The 21,812-nt window shown below is 64.0% G+C and carries 22 protein-coding genes and 1 riboswitch; of the genes, 14 read left to right on the top strand and 8 right to left on the bottom strand.

The window, feature by feature from the left end; all coding sequences use genetic code 11:
• Window positions 1–26 precede the first annotated feature (26 nt).
• The 10 genes from tsf to fabZ all read left to right on the top strand — a co-directional run bounded on the left by tsf (window position 27) and on the right by fabZ (window position 9,794).
• The gene (gene tsf, locus KTQ36_RS07780) at window positions 27–947 is read left to right on the top strand and encodes a translation elongation factor Ts (RefSeq protein WP_218633118.1); all 921 of its coding nucleotides are present in this window, start codon (window positions 27–29) and stop codon (window positions 945–947) included.
• 131 nt (window positions 948–1,078) lie between these two features.
• On the top strand, window positions 1,079–1,801 hold the full coding sequence (pyrH, locus tag KTQ36_RS07775) for a UMP kinase (protein WP_218633117.1): 723 nt from the start codon (window positions 1,079–1,081) through the stop codon (window positions 1,799–1,801).
• 4 nt (window positions 1,802–1,805) lie between these two features.
• Window positions 1,806–2,363 carry a ribosome recycling factor gene (gene frr, locus KTQ36_RS07770; protein ID WP_218633116.1) on the top strand — a complete coding sequence of 186 codons (558 nt, stop codon included), beginning with the start codon at window positions 1,806–1,808 and terminating at the stop codon, window positions 2,361–2,363.
• The gene (gene uppS, locus KTQ36_RS07765; RefSeq protein WP_345777687.1) at window positions 2,360–3,112 is read left to right on the top strand and encodes a polyprenyl diphosphate synthase; all 753 of its coding nucleotides are present in this window, start codon (window positions 2,360–2,362) and stop codon (window positions 3,110–3,112) included. Before frr ends, uppS begins: the two co-directional genes overlap by 4 nt.
• Entirely contained in the window at window positions 3,109–3,738 is a 630-nt protein-coding gene (locus tag KTQ36_RS07760; RefSeq protein WP_218633115.1) for a phosphatidate cytidylyltransferase, read from the top strand. The genes uppS and KTQ36_RS07760 overlap by 4 nt, the downstream gene beginning before the upstream one ends.
• On the top strand, window positions 3,738–4,895 hold the full coding sequence (locus KTQ36_RS07755; RefSeq protein ID WP_218633114.1) for a 1-deoxy-D-xylulose-5-phosphate reductoisomerase: 1,158 nt from the start codon (window positions 3,738–3,740) through the stop codon (window positions 4,893–4,895). The genes KTQ36_RS07760 and KTQ36_RS07755 overlap by 1 nt, the downstream gene beginning before the upstream one ends.
• Window positions 4,895–6,007 carry an RIP metalloprotease RseP gene (gene rseP / locus KTQ36_RS07750; RefSeq protein ID WP_218633113.1) on the top strand — a complete coding sequence of 371 codons (1,113 nt, stop codon included), beginning with the start codon at window positions 4,895–4,897 and terminating at the stop codon, window positions 6,005–6,007. Before KTQ36_RS07755 ends, rseP begins: the two co-directional genes overlap by 1 nt.
• Window positions 6,008–6,091: 84 nt before the next feature.
• Complete coding sequence (bamA, locus tag KTQ36_RS07745; protein ID WP_345777686.1) at window positions 6,092–8,719, top strand: outer membrane protein assembly factor BamA; 2,628 nt, start codon at window positions 6,092–6,094, stop codon at window positions 8,717–8,719.
• Window positions 8,719–9,318 (top strand): OmpH/Skp family outer membrane protein, encoded by a 600-nt coding sequence (locus KTQ36_RS07740; protein WP_218633112.1) that lies wholly within the window; start codon window positions 8,719–8,721, stop codon window positions 9,316–9,318. Before bamA ends, KTQ36_RS07740 begins: the two co-directional genes overlap by 1 nt.
• 5 nt (window positions 9,319–9,323) lie before the next feature.
• Window positions 9,324–9,794: a 3-hydroxyacyl-ACP dehydratase FabZ gene (fabZ, locus tag KTQ36_RS07735; RefSeq protein WP_218633111.1), complete on the top strand. Its 471-nt coding sequence runs from the start codon at window positions 9,324–9,326 to the stop codon at window positions 9,792–9,794.
• On the opposite strand, the gene KTQ36_RS07730 is transcribed toward fabZ, so the two are convergent.
• From KTQ36_RS07730 to KTQ36_RS07715, 4 genes are read right to left on the bottom strand one after another with little or no spacing between them, the layout of a single operon-like run.
• The gene (locus tag KTQ36_RS07730; RefSeq protein WP_218633110.1) at window positions 9,791–10,486 is read right to left on the bottom strand and encodes an ABC transporter ATP-binding protein; all 696 of its coding nucleotides are present in this window, start codon (window positions 10,484–10,486) and stop codon (window positions 9,791–9,793) included. The two genes, fabZ and KTQ36_RS07730, sit on opposite strands and share 4 nt — an antisense overlap.
• Window positions 10,483–11,424, bottom strand: a complete 942-nt coding sequence (locus tag KTQ36_RS07725) for a FecCD family ABC transporter permease (RefSeq protein WP_218633109.1) — start codon at window positions 11,422–11,424, stop codon at window positions 10,483–10,485. The genes KTQ36_RS07730 and KTQ36_RS07725 overlap by 4 nt, the downstream gene beginning before the upstream one ends.
• The gene (locus KTQ36_RS07720; protein ID WP_218633108.1) at window positions 11,421–12,179 is read right to left on the bottom strand and encodes an ABC transporter substrate-binding protein; all 759 of its coding nucleotides are present in this window, start codon (window positions 12,177–12,179) and stop codon (window positions 11,421–11,423) included. Before KTQ36_RS07720 ends, KTQ36_RS07725 begins: the two co-directional genes overlap by 4 nt.
• Window positions 12,154–13,992 carry a TonB-dependent receptor gene (locus tag KTQ36_RS07715; protein WP_218633107.1) on the bottom strand — a complete coding sequence of 613 codons (1,839 nt, stop codon included), beginning with the start codon at window positions 13,990–13,992 and terminating at the stop codon, window positions 12,154–12,156. The genes KTQ36_RS07720 and KTQ36_RS07715 overlap by 26 nt, the downstream gene beginning before the upstream one ends.
• Window positions 13,993–14,090: 98 nt before the next feature.
• Window positions 14,091–14,232: riboswitch (cobalamin riboswitch) on the bottom strand.
• A 104-nt stretch (window positions 14,233–14,336) separates the two neighbouring features.
• Between KTQ36_RS07715 and rpmE the strand changes: the two genes are divergently transcribed.
• Together rpmE and KTQ36_RS07705 are read left to right on the top strand one after the other, a co-directional pair.
• Complete coding sequence (gene rpmE / locus KTQ36_RS07710; RefSeq protein ID WP_218633106.1) at window positions 14,337–14,570, top strand: 50S ribosomal protein L31; 234 nt, start codon at window positions 14,337–14,339, stop codon at window positions 14,568–14,570.
• Complete coding sequence (locus tag KTQ36_RS07705) at window positions 14,570–15,106, top strand: GNAT family N-acetyltransferase (protein ID WP_218633105.1); 537 nt, start codon at window positions 14,570–14,572, stop codon at window positions 15,104–15,106. The genes rpmE and KTQ36_RS07705 overlap by 1 nt, the downstream gene beginning before the upstream one ends.
• On the opposite strand, the gene KTQ36_RS07700 is transcribed toward KTQ36_RS07705, so the two are convergent.
• The 4 genes from KTQ36_RS07700 to KTQ36_RS07685 all read right to left on the bottom strand — a co-directional run bounded on the left by KTQ36_RS07700 (window position 15,107) and on the right by KTQ36_RS07685 (window position 19,577).
• Window positions 15,107–17,026: a DUF2207 domain-containing protein gene (locus KTQ36_RS07700; RefSeq protein ID WP_218633104.1), complete on the bottom strand. Its 1,920-nt coding sequence runs from the start codon at window positions 17,024–17,026 to the stop codon at window positions 15,107–15,109. It abuts the gene before it with no gap.
• 11 nt (window positions 17,027–17,037) lie between these two features.
• Window positions 17,038–17,592 carry a LemA family protein gene (locus KTQ36_RS07695; RefSeq protein ID WP_218633103.1) on the bottom strand — a complete coding sequence of 185 codons (555 nt, stop codon included), beginning with the start codon at window positions 17,590–17,592 and terminating at the stop codon, window positions 17,038–17,040.
• 61 nt (window positions 17,593–17,653) lie between these two features.
• Window positions 17,654–18,850 (bottom strand): acyl-CoA dehydrogenase, encoded by a 1,197-nt coding sequence (locus KTQ36_RS07690; protein ID WP_218633102.1) that lies wholly within the window; start codon window positions 18,848–18,850, stop codon window positions 17,654–17,656.
• A gap of 46 nt (window positions 18,851–18,896) precedes the next feature.
• Complete coding sequence (locus KTQ36_RS07685; RefSeq protein WP_218633101.1) at window positions 18,897–19,577, bottom strand: TetR/AcrR family transcriptional regulator; 681 nt, start codon at window positions 19,575–19,577, stop codon at window positions 18,897–18,899.
• Window positions 19,578–19,597: 20 nt separating this feature from the next.
• On the opposite strand from KTQ36_RS07685, the gene msrA reads away from it, so the two are divergent.
• Window positions 19,598–20,266: a peptide-methionine (S)-S-oxide reductase MsrA gene (gene msrA / locus KTQ36_RS07680; RefSeq protein WP_218633100.1), complete on the top strand. Its 669-nt coding sequence runs from the start codon at window positions 19,598–19,600 to the stop codon at window positions 20,264–20,266.
• A gap of 56 nt (window positions 20,267–20,322) precedes the next feature.
• A complete protein-coding gene (locus KTQ36_RS07675) occupies window positions 20,323–21,804 on the top strand; it encodes an FMN-binding glutamate synthase family protein (protein WP_218633099.1) in 1,482 nt (493 codons plus the stop codon).
• Window positions 21,805–21,812: the final 8 nt, after the last annotated feature.

The following is a 21,812-nucleotide window of genomic DNA, read 5'->3' as shown; positions in this document are numbered from 1 at the left end:
CTCGCGCCACAGAAAGGACTGCCGATATGGGCATCACCGCTTCACAGGTGAAAGAACTGCGTGACCGCACCAATGCGGGCATGATGGACTGCAAGAAAGCGCTCGGCGAAACCGACGGCGACATGGAAGCCGCGGTCGACTGGCTGCGCACCAAGGGCCTTGCTGCCGCCGCCAAGAAGTCGGGCCGTACCGCTGCCGAAGGTCTCGTCGGCGTCGCCGTCGAAGGCACCAAGGGCGCGGTCGTCGAGGTCAACTCGGAAACCGACTTCGTCGCCAAGAACGAGAAATTCCAGGAATTCGTTGCTGCCGTTTCGACCCTCGCGCTGGACGTCGATGGCGACATCGAAGCGCTCGGCAACGCCGCCTACCCGTCGGGTGGCACGGTCAACGAGAAGCTGACCGACAACATCTCGACGATCGGTGAAAACCAGTCGCTGCGCCGCACCGCGACCATCTCGGTCGATCAGGGCACGGTCGTCAGCTACGTCCATAATGCCGTCGCACCCAACATGGGCAAGATCGGCGTGCTGGTCGCGCTCGAAAGCGCCGCCGACACCGCCGTCCTCGAAGGCCTCGGCAAACAGATCGCGATGCACATCGCCGCTGCCAACCCGATGGCGCTCGACGCTGACGGCCTGGACGCTGACATGCTCGCCCGCGAGCGTGAAATTGCCAAGGCCAAGGCCATGGAATCGGGCAAGCCGGAAAACATCGCCGAAAAGATGGTCGAAGGTTCGATGAAGAAGTTCGCCAAGGAGAATGCTCTCCTCTCGCAGCTCTTCGTCATGGACAACAAGACCCCGGTCGCCGACGTCGTTGCCCAGGCGGGCAAGGAAGCCGGCACCGAGATCGTGCTGAAGGCGTTCGAACGCTTCCAGCTCGGTGAAGGCATCGAGAAGGAAGAAAGCGACTTCGCCGCCGAAGTCGCCGCCGCTGCCGGCGCCTAAGCTTTCTTTGCCAACAGATCGGGGCGCTGCCGGCAACGGTGGCGCCCCTTTTTGTTACGCAACATGCTTGGCAGCGCCCGCACGCCTCTCTAAGAGCCTCCAAAGCCCATTACGCGCGCGCAGGAGCCTCCATGTCCCGACCCCAGTTCAACCGCATCCTCCTCAAACTCTCGGGCGAGGTGTTGATGGGGAAGAACCAGTTCGGCATCGACCCCGAAATGGTCGCGCGACTGGCACGCGAAATTGCCGAAGCGAAGGAAGCGGGTCACGAGCTGTGCATCGTCGTGGGCGGCGGTAACATATACCGTGGGATCGCTGGCGCCGCGCAGGGCTTCGACCGCGCTAGCGCAGACTATATGGGCATGCTCGCGACGGTGATGAACAGTCTCGCGCTGCAGAACGCGCTCGAACAGATCGGCCTCGACACGCGGGTGCAGTCGGCCATCCCGATGGCGACCGTGTGCGAACCCTACATCCGTCGCCGCGCCGTGCGTCACATGGAGAAGGGACGCATCGTCATCTTCGCCGCCGGCACCGGCAGCCCCTATTTTACGACCGACACGACTGCCGCCTTGCGCGCTGCCGAAATGAACTGCGACGCGCTGTTCAAGGGCACCAGCGTCGATGGCGTCTACGATGCCGATCCCAAGAAGGTCGAAGGCGCCAAGCGCTACGACAGTCTCGATTTCAACCGCGTTCTCGCCGACAATCTGCGCGTGATGGACGCCAGCGCCGTGGCGCTGTGCCGCGACAATAATATTCCGATCGTTGTGTTCAATATCCGCGATGAGGGCAACCTGACCCAGGTCCTTGACGGCGGTGGAACGGCCACGATCGTCACGAACGAGGAGTAGACCGATGGCTGCCTATGACAAATCCGACCTGACCCGCCGTATGGACGGCGCGATCGAGGCGCTTCGCCACGATCTCGCAGGACTTCGTACGGGGCGCGCCTCGACCGGCTTGGTCGATACAATCCAGGTCGAAGTCTATGGCGCGATGATGCCGATGAACCAGGTGGCGACCGTCTCGGTCCCGGAGCCGCGCCTGATCTCGGTGCAGGTGTGGGACAAGGGCAATATCGGCAATGTCGAAAAGGCGATCCGTAACGCGGGCCTTGGCATCAACCCGGTCGCCGATGGCCAGCTCATCCGCCTGCCGATCCCCGACCTGACCGAAGAACGCCGCAAGGAACTCGCCAAGCTGGTCGGCCAATATGCCGAGAAGGCGAAAGTCGCCGTTCGCAACGTGCGTCGCGACGGCATGGACGACCTCAAGAAGGACGAGAAGGACCACGAATTTGGCGAAGACGAGCGCAAGCGTCTCGAAGCCGAGGTTCAGAAGCTGACCGACGAAAAGGTCGGCGAGATCGACACGCTCGCGTCGAACAAGGAAAAGGAAATCCTCGGCCAGTGAGCGCCGCACGCGCCCCCGAAGGCGCGGCTTCCGCGACCGATACTGGCTCAGGAGCCGTACCCAGGCACGTTGCCATCATCATGGATGGCAACGGGCGTTGGGCCGCGCGTCGCGGATTGCCCCGCGCGGCCGGGCACAAGGCGGGCGGCGAGGCGGTTCGCGCGACGTTGAAAGCAGCGGTGAAGGCGGGGGTCGGCACGCTGACGCTTTACGCCTTCAGCTCCGAAAACTGGCGGCGCAGCGATAAAGAGGTCTCCGATCTCAAGGGGCTGATGCGCTATTATCTCGAGCGCGAACTTGAGGAATTGGCGAAGGAAGGGGTCCGGCTCGACTATATCGGCGATCCCAGCCGCTTCGGTCCGGACCTTTGGGATCGCCTTCAGAAGGCGCGAGAAAAGACGCGGGAGAATGACAAGCTTCATCTCGTCATTGCGCTCAACTATGGCAGCCGCGCCGAGATCGCGGCGGGCGCGCGGCGGCTTGCCGAGGCAGTGGCGGCGGGAGGGCGCGATCCGGCCAGCATCGACGAAGCCGCGCTCGACAGCGCGCTGCAAACCGCCGACCTGCCCGAACTCGATCTCGTCATCCGGACGAGCGGCGAACAGCGATTGAGCAATTTCCTGATGTGGCAGGCGGCCTATGCCGAACTGATGTTCATCGACACGCTGTGGCCCGATTTCGGCGAGGACGAATTCAACGAATGCATCCGCGCCTTTGGGCAGCGGCAACGGAGATTTGGTGGGCGATGAATGAACTGACCACCCGGATCGTGTCGGCGATCGCGATGATCGCAGTGGCCTTGGGCGTGACCTATGTCGGCGGTTTCCTGTTCGCGATCTTCGTCGCGGCGGTCGCAACGGCGGTTTACTGGGAATGGTCGAAAATCACCAAAAACTGGGGCGTCCACTGGATGCTGTTGGGTTTCGTCTATTGCCTGCTGCCGGCGCTGGCATTGTTATATTTGCGCGAGCGGGGAGAGGGGCTCGAGCTGGTCCTGTGGGTGTTCATCATCACCTGGGCGACCGACATCGGGGCCTATTTTGCCGGACGCAGCATCGGAGGGCCCAAGCTGGCGCCCAAGATCAGTCCCAACAAGACCATCGCCGGCCTGATTGGCGGGATGGTTGCGGCGGCGGTGCTGGGCGGGCTGTGGGCATGGGCCTCGGCGCTTCCGCCGATGCTCTACATGCTTGGCGCGCCGATGGCCGCGGCAGCGCAGGGCGGCGACCTGTTCGAAAGCTGGATGAAGCGCCGCGCGGGGGTCAAGGATAGCGGCACGATGCTGCCGGGCCATGGCGGCGTGTTCGACCGCCTCGACGGGCTGCTGGTCGTCGCTGCGCTGACCGCGCTCATCTACTTCGGAGCAGGGCTTTAATGCGCCACGTCACCATCCTCGGATCGACCGGCTCGGTCGGCACCTCGACGCTGGACCTGATCGGGCGCGAGCGCGACCGGTTTTCGGTCGAGGCGCTGACCGCGGCCTCGAATGTCGACCTGCTGGCCAGGCAGGCGCGTGACGTGGGAGCCAAGACGGCCGTGATCGCCGACGATGCATTGCTGCAAGCGCTCGAAACCGCGCTCGACGGGTCGGGGATCGAGGCGCGTGCGGGAGAGCAAGCGCTCTGCGAGGTTGCGGCGGGCGAGGCGGACTGGATCATGGCATCGATCGTCGGCTGCGCAGGGCTCGGGCCAGTGATGGCCGCGGTCGAGGCGGGCAAGACGGTGGCGCTGGCCAACAAGGAGTCGCTGGTCGCGGCGGGCGAGCTGATGATTTCGGCCGCCAAGCGTTCGGGCGCGGAAATCCTGCCGGTCGACAGCGAGCATAATGCGATCTTCCAATGCCTGACGGGGCAGGATTGCGACCGCATCTCGCGACTGGTGCTGACCGCTTCGGGTGGGCCGTTCCGGACCAAGAGCCTGGACGAGATGGCGCAGATGACGCCCGAGCAGGCGGTCGCCCATCCCAACTGGTCGATGGGCGCCAAGATCTCGGTCGACAGCGCGACGATGATGAACAAGGGGCTCGAACTGATCGAAGCGCATCATTTGTTCGGGCTGCCGTCGGAAAAGATCGACATCCTCGTCCATCCACAGTCGGTCATCCACAGCCTGGTCGAATATGAGGACGGGTCGATGCTGGCGCAGCTGGGGGCACCCGACATGCGCGTGCCCATCGCGCATACGCTGGCCTGGCCAAAGCGCATGGCGACGCCGTGCGAACGGCTCGACCTTGCCAGCGTCGCGCGGCTCGATTTCGAAGCGCCCGATCCCGAACGCTTCCCAGCGCTGCGGCTGGCGCGCGAAGCGCTGGAAGCGGGCGGCGCGGCACCGGCGACGCTCAACGCGGCCAACGAGGTGGCGGTCGCCGCTTTCCTCGATGGCAAGATCGGTTTCGGCGAGATCGCGCAGACGGTCGAGCGGGTTCGTGACGACAGCGCGGATCTGTCGCCACCCAAATCGATCGAGGACGTGCTCGAGATCGACGCCAAGGCGCGGGACCGCGCCCAGTCTGTGCTACAGGTGGCGGCGTAATGCTTGAACAGCCCCCAATCTGGTTCATACTGATCGCCTTCGTGCTGGCGCTCGGGCCGCTAATCTTCTTCCACGAACTGGGCCATTATTCGGTCGCACGAATGTTTGGCATCGGAGCCGAGACTTTCTCGATCGGGTTGGGCAAGAAAATTGCCGGCTGGACCGACAAGCGCGGGACGAGCTGGCAGGTCGGCTGGCTGCCACTCGGCGGCTACGTCAAGCTTGCGGGCGACATGGATCCGACCTCGCGCCCCGACCCCGAGGATGGCGACCCGACCCATTTCCAGAACAAGCCGCTCTGGCAACGCGCGCTGGTCGTGCTGGCCGGCCCGATCGCCAACTTCATTCTCGCCATCCTGATCTTTGCCGCGTTCTTCATGGCGTTCGGGCAGCTCAACAGCGAGACGGTGATCACCGAGGTCGTCGACGATACGCCCGCCGCCGAAATGGGGCTGCAGCCGGGCGATGTCATCGTGTCGATCAACGACGATGCGATCCCCTCTTTCGAGCATTTGCGACGTTACGCCGTCATTCGCCCGGGCGCGGACGTCACCATCGACTATCTTCGCGAGGGCGAGGAGCGGACGGTCGAGGGCAAGTTCGCGGTGCGCATGCAGGAAGACGAGTTCGGGCAGGAGGCGCGGATCGGCTTTCTGGGCGTGACCGCCGAGCAAACGGTCGAGCAGCTTGGCCCCATCGAGGCGATCGGCGCGGGTGCCGATGCGACGTGGCAAACGATTACGATGATCCTTGAAGCGCTGCGCCAGATCGTCGTCGGCGAACGGTCGGTCAAGGAGCTGGGCGGGCCGATGAAGATCGCGCAGGTTTCGGGCCAGCAGGCAAGTCTCGGATTTTACGAGTTTGTTTCGTTACTCGCCTTCCTCTCGATTAATCTTGGCTTCATCAACCTTCTGCCAGTTCCCATGCTCGATGGTGGTCACCTGGCCTTCTACGCCTACGAGGCGATCCGGCGGAAACCCGCCAGCGCTCGCGTCCAGGAATGGGGGTATCGGGTCGGCCTGTCGCTCATCGCTGCGCTCATCATTTTCACTACGTTCAACGACTTATCGTCTTTTGGCGTCGGTGAACGGTTGCAGCGCTTGATTGGCTAGTCTCATTCGGGCAGTGGGGTGGACGAATTATTTCAGGGCACAGCAGTGCTGTGTGAAGTGCCATCAGGACAAGGGCGGGAACGCGTGATTTTGAACAAGAACCGAGTGCGCCGGACGGGTGCCATGCTGCTGGTCGGAACCATGCTGGGCGGGACCTTCCCCGCTTTCGCGCAGGACACGACAATCCCCGATCCGATCGTGATGCCCGAGGGCGAAGCCGCCGAAGAAGCGCAGCTGACCGCGCCGCAGCCGGTGGAGCAGGTTATCCGGTCGCTCAACGTCGCGGGTGCCGAGCGTATCGAGCGCGAGACCGTTTTCGCCTACGCCAACCTGCAGCCGGGCCAAACCTATACCGGGCGCGACCTCGATCGCGCGCTTAAGGCGCTCTACGACACGCAGCTGTTCGCGGACGTGCAGATCACCGGCGCCGACACTGGCAACATCGTGATCGTCGTTCAGGAAAACCCGGTCATCAACCGCATCGTCCTCGAGGGCAACAAGAAGCTCAAGGACGACAAGATCGAGCCGGAAATCCAGCTCGCACCGCGCCAGATCTTCACCCGTTCGGCCGTGCGTGCCGACGTCGATCGCATCGTCGAACTTTACAAGCGCGAGGGCCGCTTTGCCGCGGTTGTCGAGCCCAAGATCGTGCAGCTCGACCAGAACCGCGTCGATTTGATCTTCGAGATTAGCGAGGGCGAAAAGTCGAAGATTCGCCAGATCAACTTCATCGGTAACGAAGCCTTTTCCGACAAGAAGCTGCGCAAGGAAATCTTCAGCCGCGAGGCGGGTGGCCTGCTTGGCTTCATGAAGTCGAACGACGCCTATGACGCCGATCGTCTCGCCGCGGACCAGGAAAAGCTGCGCGCCTTCTACCTGACCGAAGGCTATGCCGATTTCCGCGTCGTCAACGCGCAGGCCGAATTGACGCCCGACCGCGAGGATTTCGTCCTTACCTTCATCGTGGAGGAAGGTCCGCGCTACAAATTTGGCGACCTGAGCGTCGAAAGCGACATTCGCGATCTTCCGTCCGAGCGCCTGCAGCCGGCCATCGGGCTGACCAGCGGCGACTGGTTCAACGCCGAAGCGGTGGAAAATACGGTCACGCGCTTCAGCGAGATTGCCGGCCTTCGCGGCTACGCTTTCTCGGACGTGTCGCCGGACTATCAGCGTAATGCCGAAGATTTGACGATCGACATTTCTTTCGTGCTGGCCGAGACACCGCGCGTTTACATCGACCGCGTCGACATCAACGGCAATACGACGACCCGCGACAAGGTCATTCGCCGCGAATTGCGCCTCGCCGAAGGTGACCCCTTTAACGCTGCGCAGATCAAGCGTTCGGAAGACCGCATCAAATCGCTCGGCTTCTTCCAGGAAGAGCTGGAAATCACGCAGACGCGCGTCGGCGACGACCGGATCGCATTGGCGGTCGATCTCGAAGAACGTCCGACCGGCGAAATCCAGCTGTCGGCGGGCTATTCGAGCATCGAGCGACTGCTTTTCTCCGCGTCGATTGCTCAGCGCAACTTCATGGGCAAGGGCCAGCAGCTGTCTGCGGGCGCGAGCTATTCGCGTTACTCCAAGTCGGTCAGCCTCGGCTTTGTCGAACCCTATTTCGGCGGCCGCAACATCCTGCTCGGCGGCGACATCTATCGCCGCGACTTCAACAGCTTCAGCTTCGTCGGCAACGAACGACGCGAGACCTATGGCCAGCTGACGACCGGTGGCGGGCTGCGGCTCGGCTTCCCGGTGACCGAATATTTCTCGGCCGGCTTCCGCTATCGTCTCGAAAACTCGGAAATCACACTCGATGAGGAGCTGTTCTTCACCGATCTCGACGGCGACGGCAATCTGGAGTGCGACCCGGTCCGTGCGGGTACCTATCTGTGTAACGAACTGGGCGATCGACTGACCTCGGCCATCGGCTACACCATCGCCTTCAACAACACGGACGGCATTCGCGCGACGCGCGGCTTCCGTGCCTCGCTCAGCCAGGACTTTGCGGGCCTGGGCGGCGATGTGAAATATCTTCGCAGCACTGCCAACGCCGCGCAGTTCTTCAACCTCGGCAACGAGTTCATTCTCTCGCTGACCGCGGAGGGTGGCTACATCCATCCGTTCGAGGATAACGGCCTCGAGGGCATTGACGACATCCGCCTGTCGGATCGCTTCTTCGGCCCGACCGTTCGCGGGTTTGACATTCGCGGTATCGGACCGCGCGTGCGCCGTGTTCCGTACGACCTTGAGGGCAATCTTCTCGAAGATGCCGCGCTCGAGCGCAACGCGTTGGGCGGTCGTGGCTATTATCTCGGCCGCGTCGAGCTCGAAATCCCGCTCGGCGAGGGTGCGCGCAGCTTTGGCCTGCGTCCCTCGGCCTATGTCGACGTCGCGTCGGTCTGGGGGCTCGACACGCCGATCCTCAACAATATCGGCGTCATTTGTAATCCTGCCGCGGACAATCCTGAGCAGGCCATCCTCTATCTCCCGCCTGCATCCGATTGTCCGGGTGCCGAAGGCGACTATTTCCGTTCCGCGGGCTTCCGGGAATTTTTCCTCGGCGACAGCATCAGCCCGCGTGTTTCGGTCGGTGTCGGCGTCAACTGGGTCAGCCCCTTTGGTCCGCTGCGCCTCGACATCGCCAAGGCGATCGTGACCCAGGAGGGCGACGATCCCAAACTCTTCTCCTTCAATGTAGGAACCCAATTCTAATGAAGACCATGTTTGCCGCGGCGCTTGCCGCCAGTACCGTCATCCTGCCCGCCGCCGCACAGGCGCAGGCGCTCCCCGAAGCCAAGATCGCGATTGTCGACAGCCAGCGTGTCGGTGCCGAATGCACCGCGTGCGTGACCGCCGCCGCGCAGCTCAAGGCGCAGGCCGATGCCATCGCCGCGCGTGAAAGCGAGCTCGCCACCCCGCTCGAAGCCAGCGGCCAGGCGATCCAGGCCGAGATCAACGCGCTCAACGGTGCCGAGCCGTCGGCTGCCCTGCAGCAGCGCGTCCAGCAGTTCGAAGCCTCGCGCCGCGCCGCGACGCAGGAGATCACTGGCCGTCGCCAGACCCTGCAGCGCAACAGCGCCTATGTTTCGCAGCAGTTCAGCGCGGCCTACCAGCCCGCTGTCCAGACCGTGATGCAGGCGCGTGGCGCGCACATCGTCATGGACGAGCAGCAGGCGCTGATGCACTCGCCCGCGATCGACATCACAGCCGACGTGATGGCCGAGGTAAACCGTCGCCTGACGACGATCGCCACGACCGCGCCGGCGCCGCAGCAGCCCGCGCAGCAGCAGACCCCACCGGCGGGTCGCTAAGCCCCATGAGCGACGGCGCCGCCACCCTCGGTCCGCTCGACGTCACCAAGGTGATGGCGGCGCTGCCGCACCGCTACCCGATGCTGCTCGTCGACCGGGTCGAGCGCATCACGAAGGATGAATCGATCACCGCTATCAAGGCGGTAAGCATGAACGAGGAGTTCTTCCAAGGGCATTTTCCCGGTCGCCCGATCATGCCCGGTGTCCTCCAGGTGGAGGCGCTGGCGCAGGCGGCGGGCGTGCTCGCGGTCGAGAGCATGGACCTCGCAGGGTCTGGCAAGCTGGTCTATTTTATGGCGATCGAGAATGCGAAGTTCAGGAAGCCGGTCGAACCGGGCTGCCTGCTCCAGCTCGATGTCGAGATCGTCCAGATGCGCCGTGCGATCTGCAAGTTTGCCGGCAAGGCGTCGGTGAATGGCGAGACGACCTGTGAAGTGCAGTTCACTGCGATGATTGCGGACCCGCCCGAAGCCTAGGCCGGGCGCCAGCCTTCGCCCTCGGGCGCAAGGCGGAAGATATTCGCGAAGCGCTCTTTGCGCATTGTTTCGGAGGACGGCCCGTCAAGCGCGAGCCGCCCTTCGTGCATCAGAAGCATGCGGTCGAACCGCCGCGCGAGCGCGAAGTCGTGCATCGCCGTGACGATCATCGTGCCGCCGCGCGCTTCCTCACGCAGCAGATCGACGATCGACAGCGCCCAATAGGGGTCGAGATTGGCGAGCGGCTCGTCGAGGAGCAGCAGGCGCGGGCGACTGGCCAACGTGCGGGCAAGGAAGACGCGTGCGCGTTCGCCGGTCGACAAGGCGTTTGCGGGGCGATCGATCAGGTCGGTTAGTTCAAGGCGCTTGACGAGGCTCGCGACCCGCTCCGGATCGACCGGGACGGGCGACAGCGACAGGAGATCGCGGACGGGGATCGGCCAGGCCAGCGCGCGATTGGCGGGCATCAAACCGATGAGCCGCGCGCGCCGCGCGGGCTGGCCCTGTGGTACCGGTTCGCCGTCGATGGTCCGTGCCGTGGCATCGCCTGCGATCCCTGCCATGGCATGGAGCAGGCTGGTCTTGCCGCTGCCGTTCGGGCCGACCAGCGCCACGAAGGCGCCGTCTGCCAGCTTGAGGTCGGTAGGCTCGAGCCGCATCTCCAAGGAAAGTGAGGTGAAGGTAGCCGTCATGCGCGGCTTCCCCGCGGCAGCCGCGCCAGCACGAAAATGAAGATGGGTGTGCCGATGAGGCTGGTGATGACCCCGATGGGAATGTCGCGGCCCGCCGGGGCAAAACGCACGACAAGATCGGCGAACAGTAAAACACCGGCCCCCAATAGTCCGGCAGGCAGGATGGCGCGGCCAGGATGTCCGCGTGTCAGATGACGGGCGATGATCGGGGCAATGAGACCGACGAAGCCGATCGCGCCGCATAGCGCCACGCACGCGCCCGTGGCGATGGCCGCGAGGAACATCGTGCGATTGGCGAGGCGACGGGGGTCGACACCGAGCGATGCAAGCACGTCGTCACCGAGCGCGATGAGGTCGTAGGCCCTGCGGTCACGCCAAAGGAAAAAGCAGGCAATCATGGCAGGCACGAGCGCGGCGGCGGCCTGGCCCCGCGACCGGTCGACGAGACTTCCCATCAACCAGCGCCACGCGTCGTAGAAGGCGTAAGGCGAGGGGGCGAGCGCGAGCATCAGCGCGGTTGCCGACCCAGCAGCAAGCGCGATGGCGAGGCCCGCCAGCAGGAGGCGCGCTGGATCGGCCCCACGCCCTGCTACGAGGAACAGTAGGACGAGCGCCGCGCCGGCGCCGATGGCGCCGCCGACCGCCATCGCGACCGCGCCCGACAAACCCAGCACATAGGCCACGGTGACCGCGCCCAGCGCGCCGCCGGCGCTCGCACCGGTGATGTCGGGCGAGGCGAGGGGATTGGCAAAGATGGCTTGCAACACCGCGCCTGCCATGCCGAGCGACAAACCGTAGCCGATGGCGAGGAGCGTCCGTGGCAGGCGCAGTTCGACCAGGATGAGCTGTGCGAGCTCGGGTCGTTCGAGTAGCGTGGTCGGCAACAAGAGATGCGCGACGACGAGCGCGAAACCGAAGAGGGCAAGCGCGATCCTCATTGCGCCAAGCGCCGTTTCAATCGTTCGATTTCGTCGAGCAGCAACGGGCCCGAACAGGTGAAACGCCGACCGTCCACTGCGATCTGCCGACGCCCCGCTCGCTTGACCAGCGGATGGTCGAGATAGGAGGCGGCTTGCGAATAGCTGCCGGCATCGTAGCGACTGCGCAGGATGATCGGCGCGTTGGAGGTCACGACCTGCTCGACCCGGCTGAGGCCCGGTGCCGCGAGGACCGGGCGCACTCCGGCATAGCCGAGCCACTGCGCCGCAGCGGACTGGGGTGACATGCCGATCCCTCCAACCCCGATCCACAGCGCCGATCTGCGCGAGGCAGGGGCGTTCGCCCTAAGGGCAGCGTAACGCGACTGCCATGCCCGCGCAGCGCTTTCATTGTCGGCGAGCGCGGCGACCCGATCGACCGTTTGCGAGACTCGCTCGGGCGACGATGAATCGAGCATGACGACGCGCATGCCGAGCCGCGCTGCGAGGTCGCGGTCGAACCGGCCCAGCGGCCGCGTCGTCAGCAGGATCTTCGCGTCGCTTGCCAGCAGGCTTTCGAGCGAGCCGCGATTGGCGGGGATGCCGCGCGCCCGTTCGCTCAGCGCATTGTCGCGTTCGTCGTCGGCCAAGTGACTGACGCTGGCAATGCGCTCGCGCGGTGCAAGCAGCAGCAGATACTCGTCCGCGCACAGGTCGAGACTCGCAATTTTGCCTGCCGCGAGCGCGGCGCTAGCCAGTGATGCGAATGCCGGCAAAGACCGCCCTCCCTTGGGTGTTGTAACCGACCACGTCCTGATAATCGCTGTCCGTAAGGTTGGTCCCGCGGACGTTGAGTTCGAGCGTGTCATTGAGCCTGTATCCGATCCGCGCGGACAGCAGTGCATAGCTGTCGAGTGTCACGCGGCTGGCGGGCCAAAGGTCGAAGTCGACATCATCGCGAGCGCCGACGATGGCGAGGCTGGCGCCGTAGGAGAGGCGGTCGACGTTTCCGGTGGCATGGATTGCCGCGCGGTGCCTGGGGCGTCGGGTTTCCGCCAAATCCGCGCCCGAGACATCCGGCTCGTCCGCGTCGAGATAACTATAGTTGGCGGATACGCTCAGCGCATCGGACAGTCGTGCGCCGGCCTCGACCTCAACGCCCCAGCGATCGCTCTTGCCCTGCGCGTTGATGACCGACGACGTGAAGTTGATCCCGTCGAAAATCGAGACAATTTCGTTGTCGAGCCGCTGGTGGAAGATCGTCACTGCGCCGGACAGTCGGTCGTCGGCGTATCGCACGCCAATGTCGCCGCCGCGCGAGCGCTCCGGCTTTACTTGCGGATTGCCGACGAAGCTGCCCGGAAAGAAGCCGAACAGGTCGTAGAAGCTGGGCTGCGCGATCCCCTCGCCATAATTGGCAAAAAGCGAGAAGCGGTCGTCCAGCGCGTAGAGCAGGCCGCCCGAAATGCTCGTCGCGTTGCTGCTGCCTTCGAACATGTCATGACGGACGGCAATGTCGGCGGTGAGCCGATCGTGGGTCCAACGGGCCTCGGCCAGGATGCCGGTGCGCTCGCGCGACACGTCCTGCCGCGTGAGGCCACCGAAGGCGACATCGTCGGCCTCGAAGTCTTCGGCCTCGTGGTCGACCGCGGAGATCAGCGTGAAGTTGCCGATATCTTCGGCCAGCTGGGCATTGACCGTTAGTCGGTCGGCGGCGGTCCGATTGGTCTCGGCGCCGTCGGTGAAATTGATGTTCTGGCTGTCGAGATAGGAAATGCCGAACCGGGCGCGATCCACCCCGATATCGGTCAAAGAGAGGCCGACGCGGCCCGCGGCGAGGCGGTTGTCGGTTTCGTCGTCCGTGTCGGCGCGGGTGAAGAAGACCGGATCGAACCCGTCAAATTCGCTCTTGCCGTCGATCGCGAAGCCCGAGGTTTCGAGCGTGATGCCGGTGGAAAGGTCGAGCTCGCCCGCAACACGCGCGGTGAACAGCGAATATCCGTCCTTTTCGCCTCCATCGCCGAAGCTGTCGATGCCGTCGCTGCGTTGATAGCCGACGGCGGCGACGAGCTGGCCGGTTTCGCCGCCGGCTGCGAAGCGGGACGAGAGACGCTGGAAGTCGTCGCTGCCATATTCGCCAAAGGCCGACACGCTGCGGGCCTCCGCCGCTGCACTCCGCAGGGCTACGACACCGCCAATGGCCTCGGCGCCCCACAAGGCGGACTGCGGCCCGCGCTTCAATTCGAGCGCATCGCCCGCGCTATCGCCGAGCAATTCGAAACGCGCCTCGTTTCCTGCGGCAGGATCGTTGGCCTTGATGCCGTCGATGAACAGCAAGGTGTGGCTGGCTTCGGCGCCGCGGATACGGACCTGCGCCTGGGTGCCGGCGGGACCCGTCTCGGCCAACGCGACCGAGGGAAGAAGCCGCAGCAGGGGCACGACGCGCGCTTCGCCGAGCTGGTCGAGCGTTTCGGGCTCGAGCAGGCTGATCGCGTCGCTTGTCGCGTCGGCGTCCACCTCGTCGCGGGAGGCGGTAATGACGATTTTCTCGTCCGGGAATTCGGCGTCGATAGGGGGGAGATCGAACATGGGTTTTTCCTTTCATCCGTGACAAGTCGTCACGGCGGAAAGGACGGACGCATCGCGCCCATGCCGATCCACGCCCCGCCGCTGACCCCGGCAGCCGGAACGGACGACGGATCGGGGTCGGTATCTGGCTCTCTGCGGCTCATGCGCGGATCACAGTTGCGGGCACAGCGCCGGATGTTCGCCGGCTTCCCTCTTCGCCGCCCCCACTACAGGGGCGAAACCTCGTTCCTGTGGCGAGCGCTATTCCGGGGAGCTTTTGCTTGTCAAGCAGAAGGCTTTTCGCTAGGGCGCGCTTCGATCCTCATGGGGCTGGTCGGAAACCAGCCTAAACACAGGAAAAGACGATGAAAAACGATACCCATCCCGATTACCATATGATCAAGGTCGAAATGACCGACGGCAGCACCTTCGAAACCCGCTCGACGTGGGGTTCGGAAGGCGACACGCTGCACCTCGACATCGACCCGAAATCGCACCCGGCCTGGACCGGTGGCAGCCGCAAGGCAGCCCAGGGGGGCCGTGTCGAGCGCTTCAACAAGAAGTTCGGCGGCCTTTCGTCGCTTTCGACCAAGAAGTAATGGGGCTCGTGGCGGATCATCCCGCCCCGACCATTCGCACAGAACGCTTGATCCTTCGCGGCTTCGTCGCGGAGGATTTTGCTGCGCATGAAGCGATCATGGCGCAACCCGAAGTGCAAGAGTTTCTAGGGCCGCCCATGTCGCGTTCCGACCACTGGCGGCGCGTCATCTCGTCGGTCGGGATGTGGAGCGTGCTGGGCTATGGAGGCTGGATGGTCGAATATGACGGCCGCGTGGTCGGAAATTGCGGCTTCTTCGACGCGCAGCGCGGGATCGAGCCTATCTGGGACGGGCAGCCCGAAATGGGCTGGATCTTCGGCAAGGACGTGCACGGTAAGGGTGTAGCGGGCGAGGCGTGCCGGGCCGCGCTCGAATGGGCCGATGCGAACCTCAAGCGCGATATCTGGGCGATGATCTCGCCTGGCAATGCGGCTTCGTTCAAGCTGGCCGAAAAGCTCGGCTTTGACCTCGTCCAGCGCAGCGACCTCGACGAGAATGAAAAAATCGACGTGCTGAAGCGGTCCTACACGGGCTGATTACCAGCCGCCGCCTCCACCACCGCCACCGCCACCGCCGGAGAAACCGCCCCCGCCCGAGCCGCTCGACGAGCCGGGCGCGGTCGAGGCCGAGCTGATCGAGCTGGCGAGGCTGGCGCCGACCGCCGTGGTGAAGCCCGTCGGGTTGTGCCAGACATCGTGGCTGCCCGAATACCAGGTGAAGCCCTGGTCGCGGGTCGGGTCCTTGGCGGCCGCGGCGAGTGCGCTTTCGAATTTCTCCGCCCATTGATTTTCCACGCCCAGCGCGATGGCATAGGGGAGATAGCGTTCGAACAGCGACAGGTCTTCGCCCGGGCGCTGCATACGGTCGAAGCGCTTGCCTTCGGTGGTCGAGAGATATTGTTTGAAGCCGGCGATCCGGTCGAGCAGCGCGCGGCCCGAGGCGGTCGGCGCGTCCAGCCAGATGAAGCCGGAGATGACGATGATCGTCGCAGGCAGCAGGACCAGCATGATCATGACCGCGCCGCCGCCGACGAAGGCCATCGGGAGCATGCCGAGCGACATCACGCCCGCGATCAGCGCGGCGAAGATGCCGAGGCCGAGGATGAGCTTGCGGCCGGGCTGACCCTTGTCGGGCGCGCCGGCCATGAGCAGCACCGCGATCAGGAGGAGCGCGACGGTAATCATCGGGATGAGCGGGCTGACGAGGTCTTCGGACCAGACGATCGCGGCGGCCACGAGCGCGAGCGCGCCGATCAGTGTCAGCAGGCCCGCGAAGGCCCAGCCATAGTTGCGGTGGAAGGCCTTGCCCTCGAATATCTTCTTGTAATGCTTGTCGAGCGTGCCAAGCGCCTTGGAAAATTTGCTGTGGTTCTCGTTATCCATTTCCAGCGTCTCGCCCGAGGCGACCAACTTGGAAAGCATGCGCTCCTCGGCTGGGTCGAGCGGCTGCCGGGCATCGAGCGAGTTGCGGCGGATCTTCATTTTCCCCTTGGATAGGAAGCCGCCGCCATCCTGTTCGAGCGTGACGTGGCCGCGCACGCCGGCGTCCACCAGCGCCGCCGCGAATCCGCGATGGTCCATCTTCCGCTTGATGGCGTAGCGAATAGCGGCGGGCGTGATCCCGTCTGGAGGTGCGAAGAGGGGGACAATCGTGCCGGGCCTGGGATCGCGACCGACATGGACGTAGGCCCAGACATAATAGGCGATGACGAGCAACAGGCCGAAAAATGCGGCGACCGGCGGCGCGTAGTCGGCGATGGTGCGGGCAAGCCTTTCCTGCTCGGTCGGCGGCTCAACGATATTCTTGGGAAAGGTCGCGACGATGCTGAAGCCTTCGCGCGGGCGCAGGGTGCGTGTGGTCTCGATCTTGGCATTGCCGGGCTCGTTGCGCACGACCCGCGCGGCCTGTTCCGTCGAGCCATATTCTCCAGTGTAGCCGATCAATTCTCCGAAGCGCGCGTTCTGGGGCAGTCGGATGGTCGCGGACGCTTTGTCGATGCGGAAGGCCCAGCCGTCGCCGGTGACATTCCACCACAATTCGTCCATTGGCTTGTCTTCGAAGTGGCCGACCGCGCGGCGCACCGAATAGCGGATGCGATAGGCGTGGCTGCCATGGCTGACGAGTACATCGGGATCGCCGATGCGGATGCGCACGCCATTGGACATGCGCTCCAGCTTGGTCGGGACGTCGCGACCGTCGAGCGAGGCGTCGAGAAAGGTAAATCCGACCTTCGCATTGCCGCCATTCGGAAGCTCGTAGCGGGTCGGCAGGTCGCGAAAGATGCCGCGGCGGATCTGGCGTCCTTCGACCATCACGCGAATGGTTTCGGTGACGGTTAGCGTGCCGTCCTCTTCGATGTCGAGATTGCTGTGGAAGGACTGGATCCGCTCCTGCGCTGCTGCCGGCGAGGCGAACAGCGTCAGGAACGCGATCAGGACCGCGAGAAGCGCACGCATCGGGCTACCCCTTAGCCGAAGTCGACGTTGGGCGCGCTCTGGATGCTTTCGTCGGCATCCTCGTAATAGGGCTCGGTCTTGAAGCCGGTCGGCCCTGCGATGATGTTGTCGGGCACCGACTGGATGCGGGTGTTCAGGTCGCGCGCGGTGGCGTTGTAATAGCGCCGCGAAGCCTGCAGGTCGTGTTCGATCGAGCTCAGCTCGTCCTGCAGCTTGCGGAAGTTTTCGTCGGCCTTGAGATCGGGATAGGCCTCGACCACCGCCATCAGCTTGCCGAGCAGGCCGGTCATTGCGGCATCGGCAGCGGCGGTCGCCTCGACGCCCTTGGCGCTAACCGCATTGCCGCGTTGGGCGATGACATTTTCGAGCGTTTCCTTTTCGTGGCTGGCATAGCCCTTCACCGTCTCGACCAGGTTTGGAATGAGGTCGGCGCGGCGGCGCAGCTGTACTGTGATGCCCGAAAAGGCCTCATGGACCAGCGCGCGCAGGCGCACCAGCTTGTTGTAAATCGCAACGCCCCACAGCAGCAGGACGGCGAGCACGACGAAGAAAACGATCAATTCCATGGCGAGGCTCCCCCTTGTGTGAGGGGGAGCCTAGCGCGGAATTGTTAAAGGAAAAAGAGACCTAAAAGGCCGGAATACCGGTGATGGCACGGCCGAGGATCAGCGCATGGACGTCATGCGTGCCCTCATAGGTGTTGACCGTTTCCAGATTCATGGCGTGGCGCATCGGCACATATTCGGCCGAAATGCCGTTGCCGCCATGCATGTCGCGCGCGGTGCGGGCGATCTCGAGCGCCTTGCCGCAATTATTGCGCTTGATGAGGCTAATCGTCTCGGGGATGAGCACGCCATCATCGAGGCGACGACCCACGCGTAGCGCCGCCTGAAGGCCGAGCGTGATCTCGGTGACCATGTCAGCGAGCTTCAGTTGCGGGATCTGCTTGGAGGCGAGGGGAACACCAAACTGCTTGCGTTCAAGGAGATAGTCGCGCGCTGCTTCGTAGCAGGCCTCCGCTGCGCCCATCGCGCCCCAACCGATGCCGTAGCGGGCGCGGTTGAGACAGCCGAAGGGACCCTTGAGGCCTTCGATCTCGGGGAACATGGCGCTTTCGGGCACTTCGACCTCATCCATGACGATTTCGCCGGTGATCGAGGCACGCAGCGAGAGCTTTTCCTTCACCTTGGGTGCCGAAAGGCCCTTCATGCCCTTCTCGAGCAGGAAACCGCGGATCGCGCCGCCATGTGCGTCCGACTTGGCCCAGACGACAAACACGTCGGCGATGGGCGAGTTGGTGATCCACATTTTGGCGCCCGAGATGACGTAGCCGCCATCGACCTTCTTAGCGCGGGTGCGCATGCCGCCGGGGTCCGAACCCGCGTCGGGTTCGGTCAGACCGAAACAGCCGACCGCTTCGCCGCTGGCGAGCTTGGGAAGCCATTTTTTCTTCTGTTCCTCGGTGCCGTAGGCGTGGATCGGGAACATGACGAGCGAGGACTGGACCGAGCAGGCGCTGCGATAGCCGCTGTCGACGCGCTCGACTTCGCGCGCGATGAGGCCGTAGCTGACATAGCCGAGGCCCGCGCCCCCATATTCTTCAGGCACGGTCGCGCCGAGCAGGCCGAGCTGACCCATTTCCGACATGATGTCGCGGTCGAAACTGTCCTTGAGGAAAGCGTCTTTCACGCGGGGAAGGAGCTTCTCCTGGGCATAGGCGCGCGCAGTGTCGCGGACCATGCGCTCTTCGTCGGTGAGCTGGCCGTCGAGGTCGAAAGGATCGTTCGCGTCGAACGGCGAAACGCTGGGGTGATGATGTGCCATGGCGGGGCCTTTAGCGGAGGGAAAAGAGGGATGCCAGCCTTGTCTGCTATCTCAGCGCTGCGCTGATGAAGTCGCCCAATCGCTGGACAAATTCTTCCGGGGGCAATGAGCTGGCCGTCGGCTCCATGCTTCCCTTTGCCCCTTCGCGAATCTGGTGCGCAGCGAAGTACATCTGAAGCGGCGACAGGATCATGCTGTAGACGAGGTTCGGGTCGAGCGTCTTGCCCGGCGCATCGTCGGGAAGCGTGTCGAGCATGTCGTTGGTCAGCGTCCGGAAGCGACGATAAAGCGGCAGGAGATTTTCGTTGAATACCCGCTCGGGGTCGAGTTGCGAGCGAAGCGACATCAGGACGAGCATGGGTTGGCTGGACAGGCTCTTCGCGTAGAGCCGCACAAGCTCTTTCTCGGGAAACTCTGCGTCGACGAACCGACCGTCCTCGACCGCCTCCGCTGCCGTGTCGATCGCGTCGGCGAAGATCTCTTCGATAAGACCTTCCTTGCCGCCGAAATGATAGGAGATCAGCGCCGGATTGACGTCGGCTTCGACGGCGATGTCACGGATGCCGGTCTTCTCGAACCCCTGGACGGCAAACAGCCTGGTGCCCGCCGCCATGATCGCCGAGCGCGTGTCGTCGCTCCGTGCCTGTCGCTTGACCTTCCCCATGGGCAGGACAGTGGCAGAAAGCCCGTGCTGTCGCCAGAGGCCGAATGTGGTAACTTTCTTCAAAGAACGAACGAACCATGGTCATGACCTTGCCTCGAACGCTGCTTGCCGCCACCATCGCTTCTGCGATCCTTGTCGCCTTTGCCTCTGTTGGCGCGCCCGCCAACGCGAGCGGTTACGACCGCGTGCCGGCAGCCCGACTGGACATCGCGAACGACGCGAACCGCGAAGTGGCGGTCTTCGCCGGCGGCTGTTTCTGGGGCGTGGAGGCCGTATTCGAACGGGTCGACGGAGTGCAGTCGGCAGTATCCGGCTTTGCCGGCGGCGAAGTGGCGAACCCGAGCTACAAGCAGGTCATCCGCGGGAATACCGGGCATGCGGAGGCGGTCCGTGTCGTCTTCGATCCGCGCAAGGTCAGCTATGCCCAATTGCTGCGCGCCTATTTCTCGGTGATTGCGGATCCGACGCTCAAAAACCGCCAGGGTCCCGATGTTGGCGAGCATTACCGAACCGCGTTCTTCCCGCAGTCGGAACGGCAGAAGCGGGTCGCCCGCGCCTATATCGCGCAGTTGGACAAGTCGGGGACCTACCGCCGCCCTATCGTCACCACGATCGAGAAAGGCAAATTCTACCGCGCCGAGGAGTATCATCAGGATTTCATGCGCAAGAACCCGCGCCATCCCTATATCCTTGCCCATGACGCGCCGAAGGTGCGCGCGTTCGACCGGCTCTTTCCGGGGCTCCGGCGCTAAGCCTTGCGCACGCCCCGACGCCTGCTAGCCTCGCCGCCGGTAGCGGGAGCCAAGCGATGATCGAACGAATTGCCCAATTGCTGTCTGATGCGTTCGTGATCGCGGTGGGACTGGGCGTCCTGGCCGTCCTCGTGCTGTTCGTGATCGATGTCAGCCAGCGGCAGGACACAGTGCGCCGCAACTTTCCGGTCATCGGGCGCTTTCGCCATCTCTTCACGCATCTGGGCGACTTTTTCCGCCAGTATTTCTTCGCAATGGACCGCGAGGAGATGCCGTTCAACCGCGCGCAGCGAAACTGGGTTGAGCGGGCAGCCGAGAATAAGGACAATGTCCTGCCATTCGGGTCGACCAAGCGGCTTCAGCCGGTCGGCACGCCCATCTTCGTCAACGCGGCCTGGCCGACGCTCGACGAGGATGCAGTCGAGGCACCGCCGCTGGTCATCGGGCCGGGGGCAAAGAAACCGTACGAGGCGCCGAGCTTCTTCAACATGAGCGCGATGAGCTACGGCTCGTTGTCCAAGCCTGCCGTGCGCGCCCTTTCGCTTGGGACGGCGCGCGGCGGTTGCTGGGTTTGCACCGGCGAGGGGGGCCTGTCGGACCATCATCTCGAAGGCGGGGGCGACGTCGTCTTCCAACTCGGCACCGCCAAATATGGCGCGCGCAACGCCGATGGGTCGCTCAACGAAGAAAAGCTCAAGGAAATCGCTTCGCATCCGCAGGTCCGGATGATCGAATTGAAGCTCGCGCAGGGCGCCAAACCCGGTAAGGGCGGCATCCTGCCTGCGAAGAAGGTCACCGCCGAGATCGCCCGCATTCGCGGCATCCCGCAGGGGCAGGACAGTATCTCCCCCAATCGCCATCCCGAAATCGGAAATAACGAAGAACTGCTCGACATGATCGAGCGGATGCGGTCGGTGAGCGGCATCCCCGTTGGCATCAAGACCGTCCTGGGCGACGATCAATGGCTCGACGAATTCTTCGCGGCGGTCGTCGAGCGGGGCAAGGATTGCGCGCCCGACTTCATCACCATCGATAGCGGTGACGGTGGGACCGGTGCGGCGCCGATGCCGTTGATGGATAATGTCGGGATGATGATCCACGAGGCGCTGCCGCTGGCGGTCAACCTGCGCGAGAAATACGGGCTCGAACATCGCATTCGGATCGTGGCGAGCGGCAAACTCATCACGCCCTCGGATGTCGCCTGGGCGCTGGCGACGGGCGCGGATTTCGTCAATGCGGCGCGCGGTTTCATGTTTGCCATCGGCTGCATCCAGGCGATGAAGTGCGACACCAATAACTGTCCGACCGGGGTGACGACCCACAAGAAGCGGCTGCAGCGCGGACTGGTCCCCGAGGATAAGGCCGAACGCGTCGAGCATTTCGTCAAGCATATGCGCAAGGAAGTCGGGATCATCGCCCATAGTTGCGGCGTCCGCAGCCCACGCGATCTGGGGCGGCAGCACGTCCGGATCGTGTGCCCCGACGGGCGCAGCCGGCTGATGAGCGAATTGCATCCCGGCCCGGCGCTTCAGGAGTAGGCGCGACG

It is taken from the genome of Sphingomicrobium clamense (assembly GCF_019264355.1).
In the GTDB taxonomy this organism is placed as follows: domain Bacteria; phylum Pseudomonadota; class Alphaproteobacteria; order Sphingomonadales; family Sphingomonadaceae; genus Sphingomicrobium; species Sphingomicrobium clamense.
This window is presented reverse-complemented; position numbering and strand designations above follow the sequence as displayed.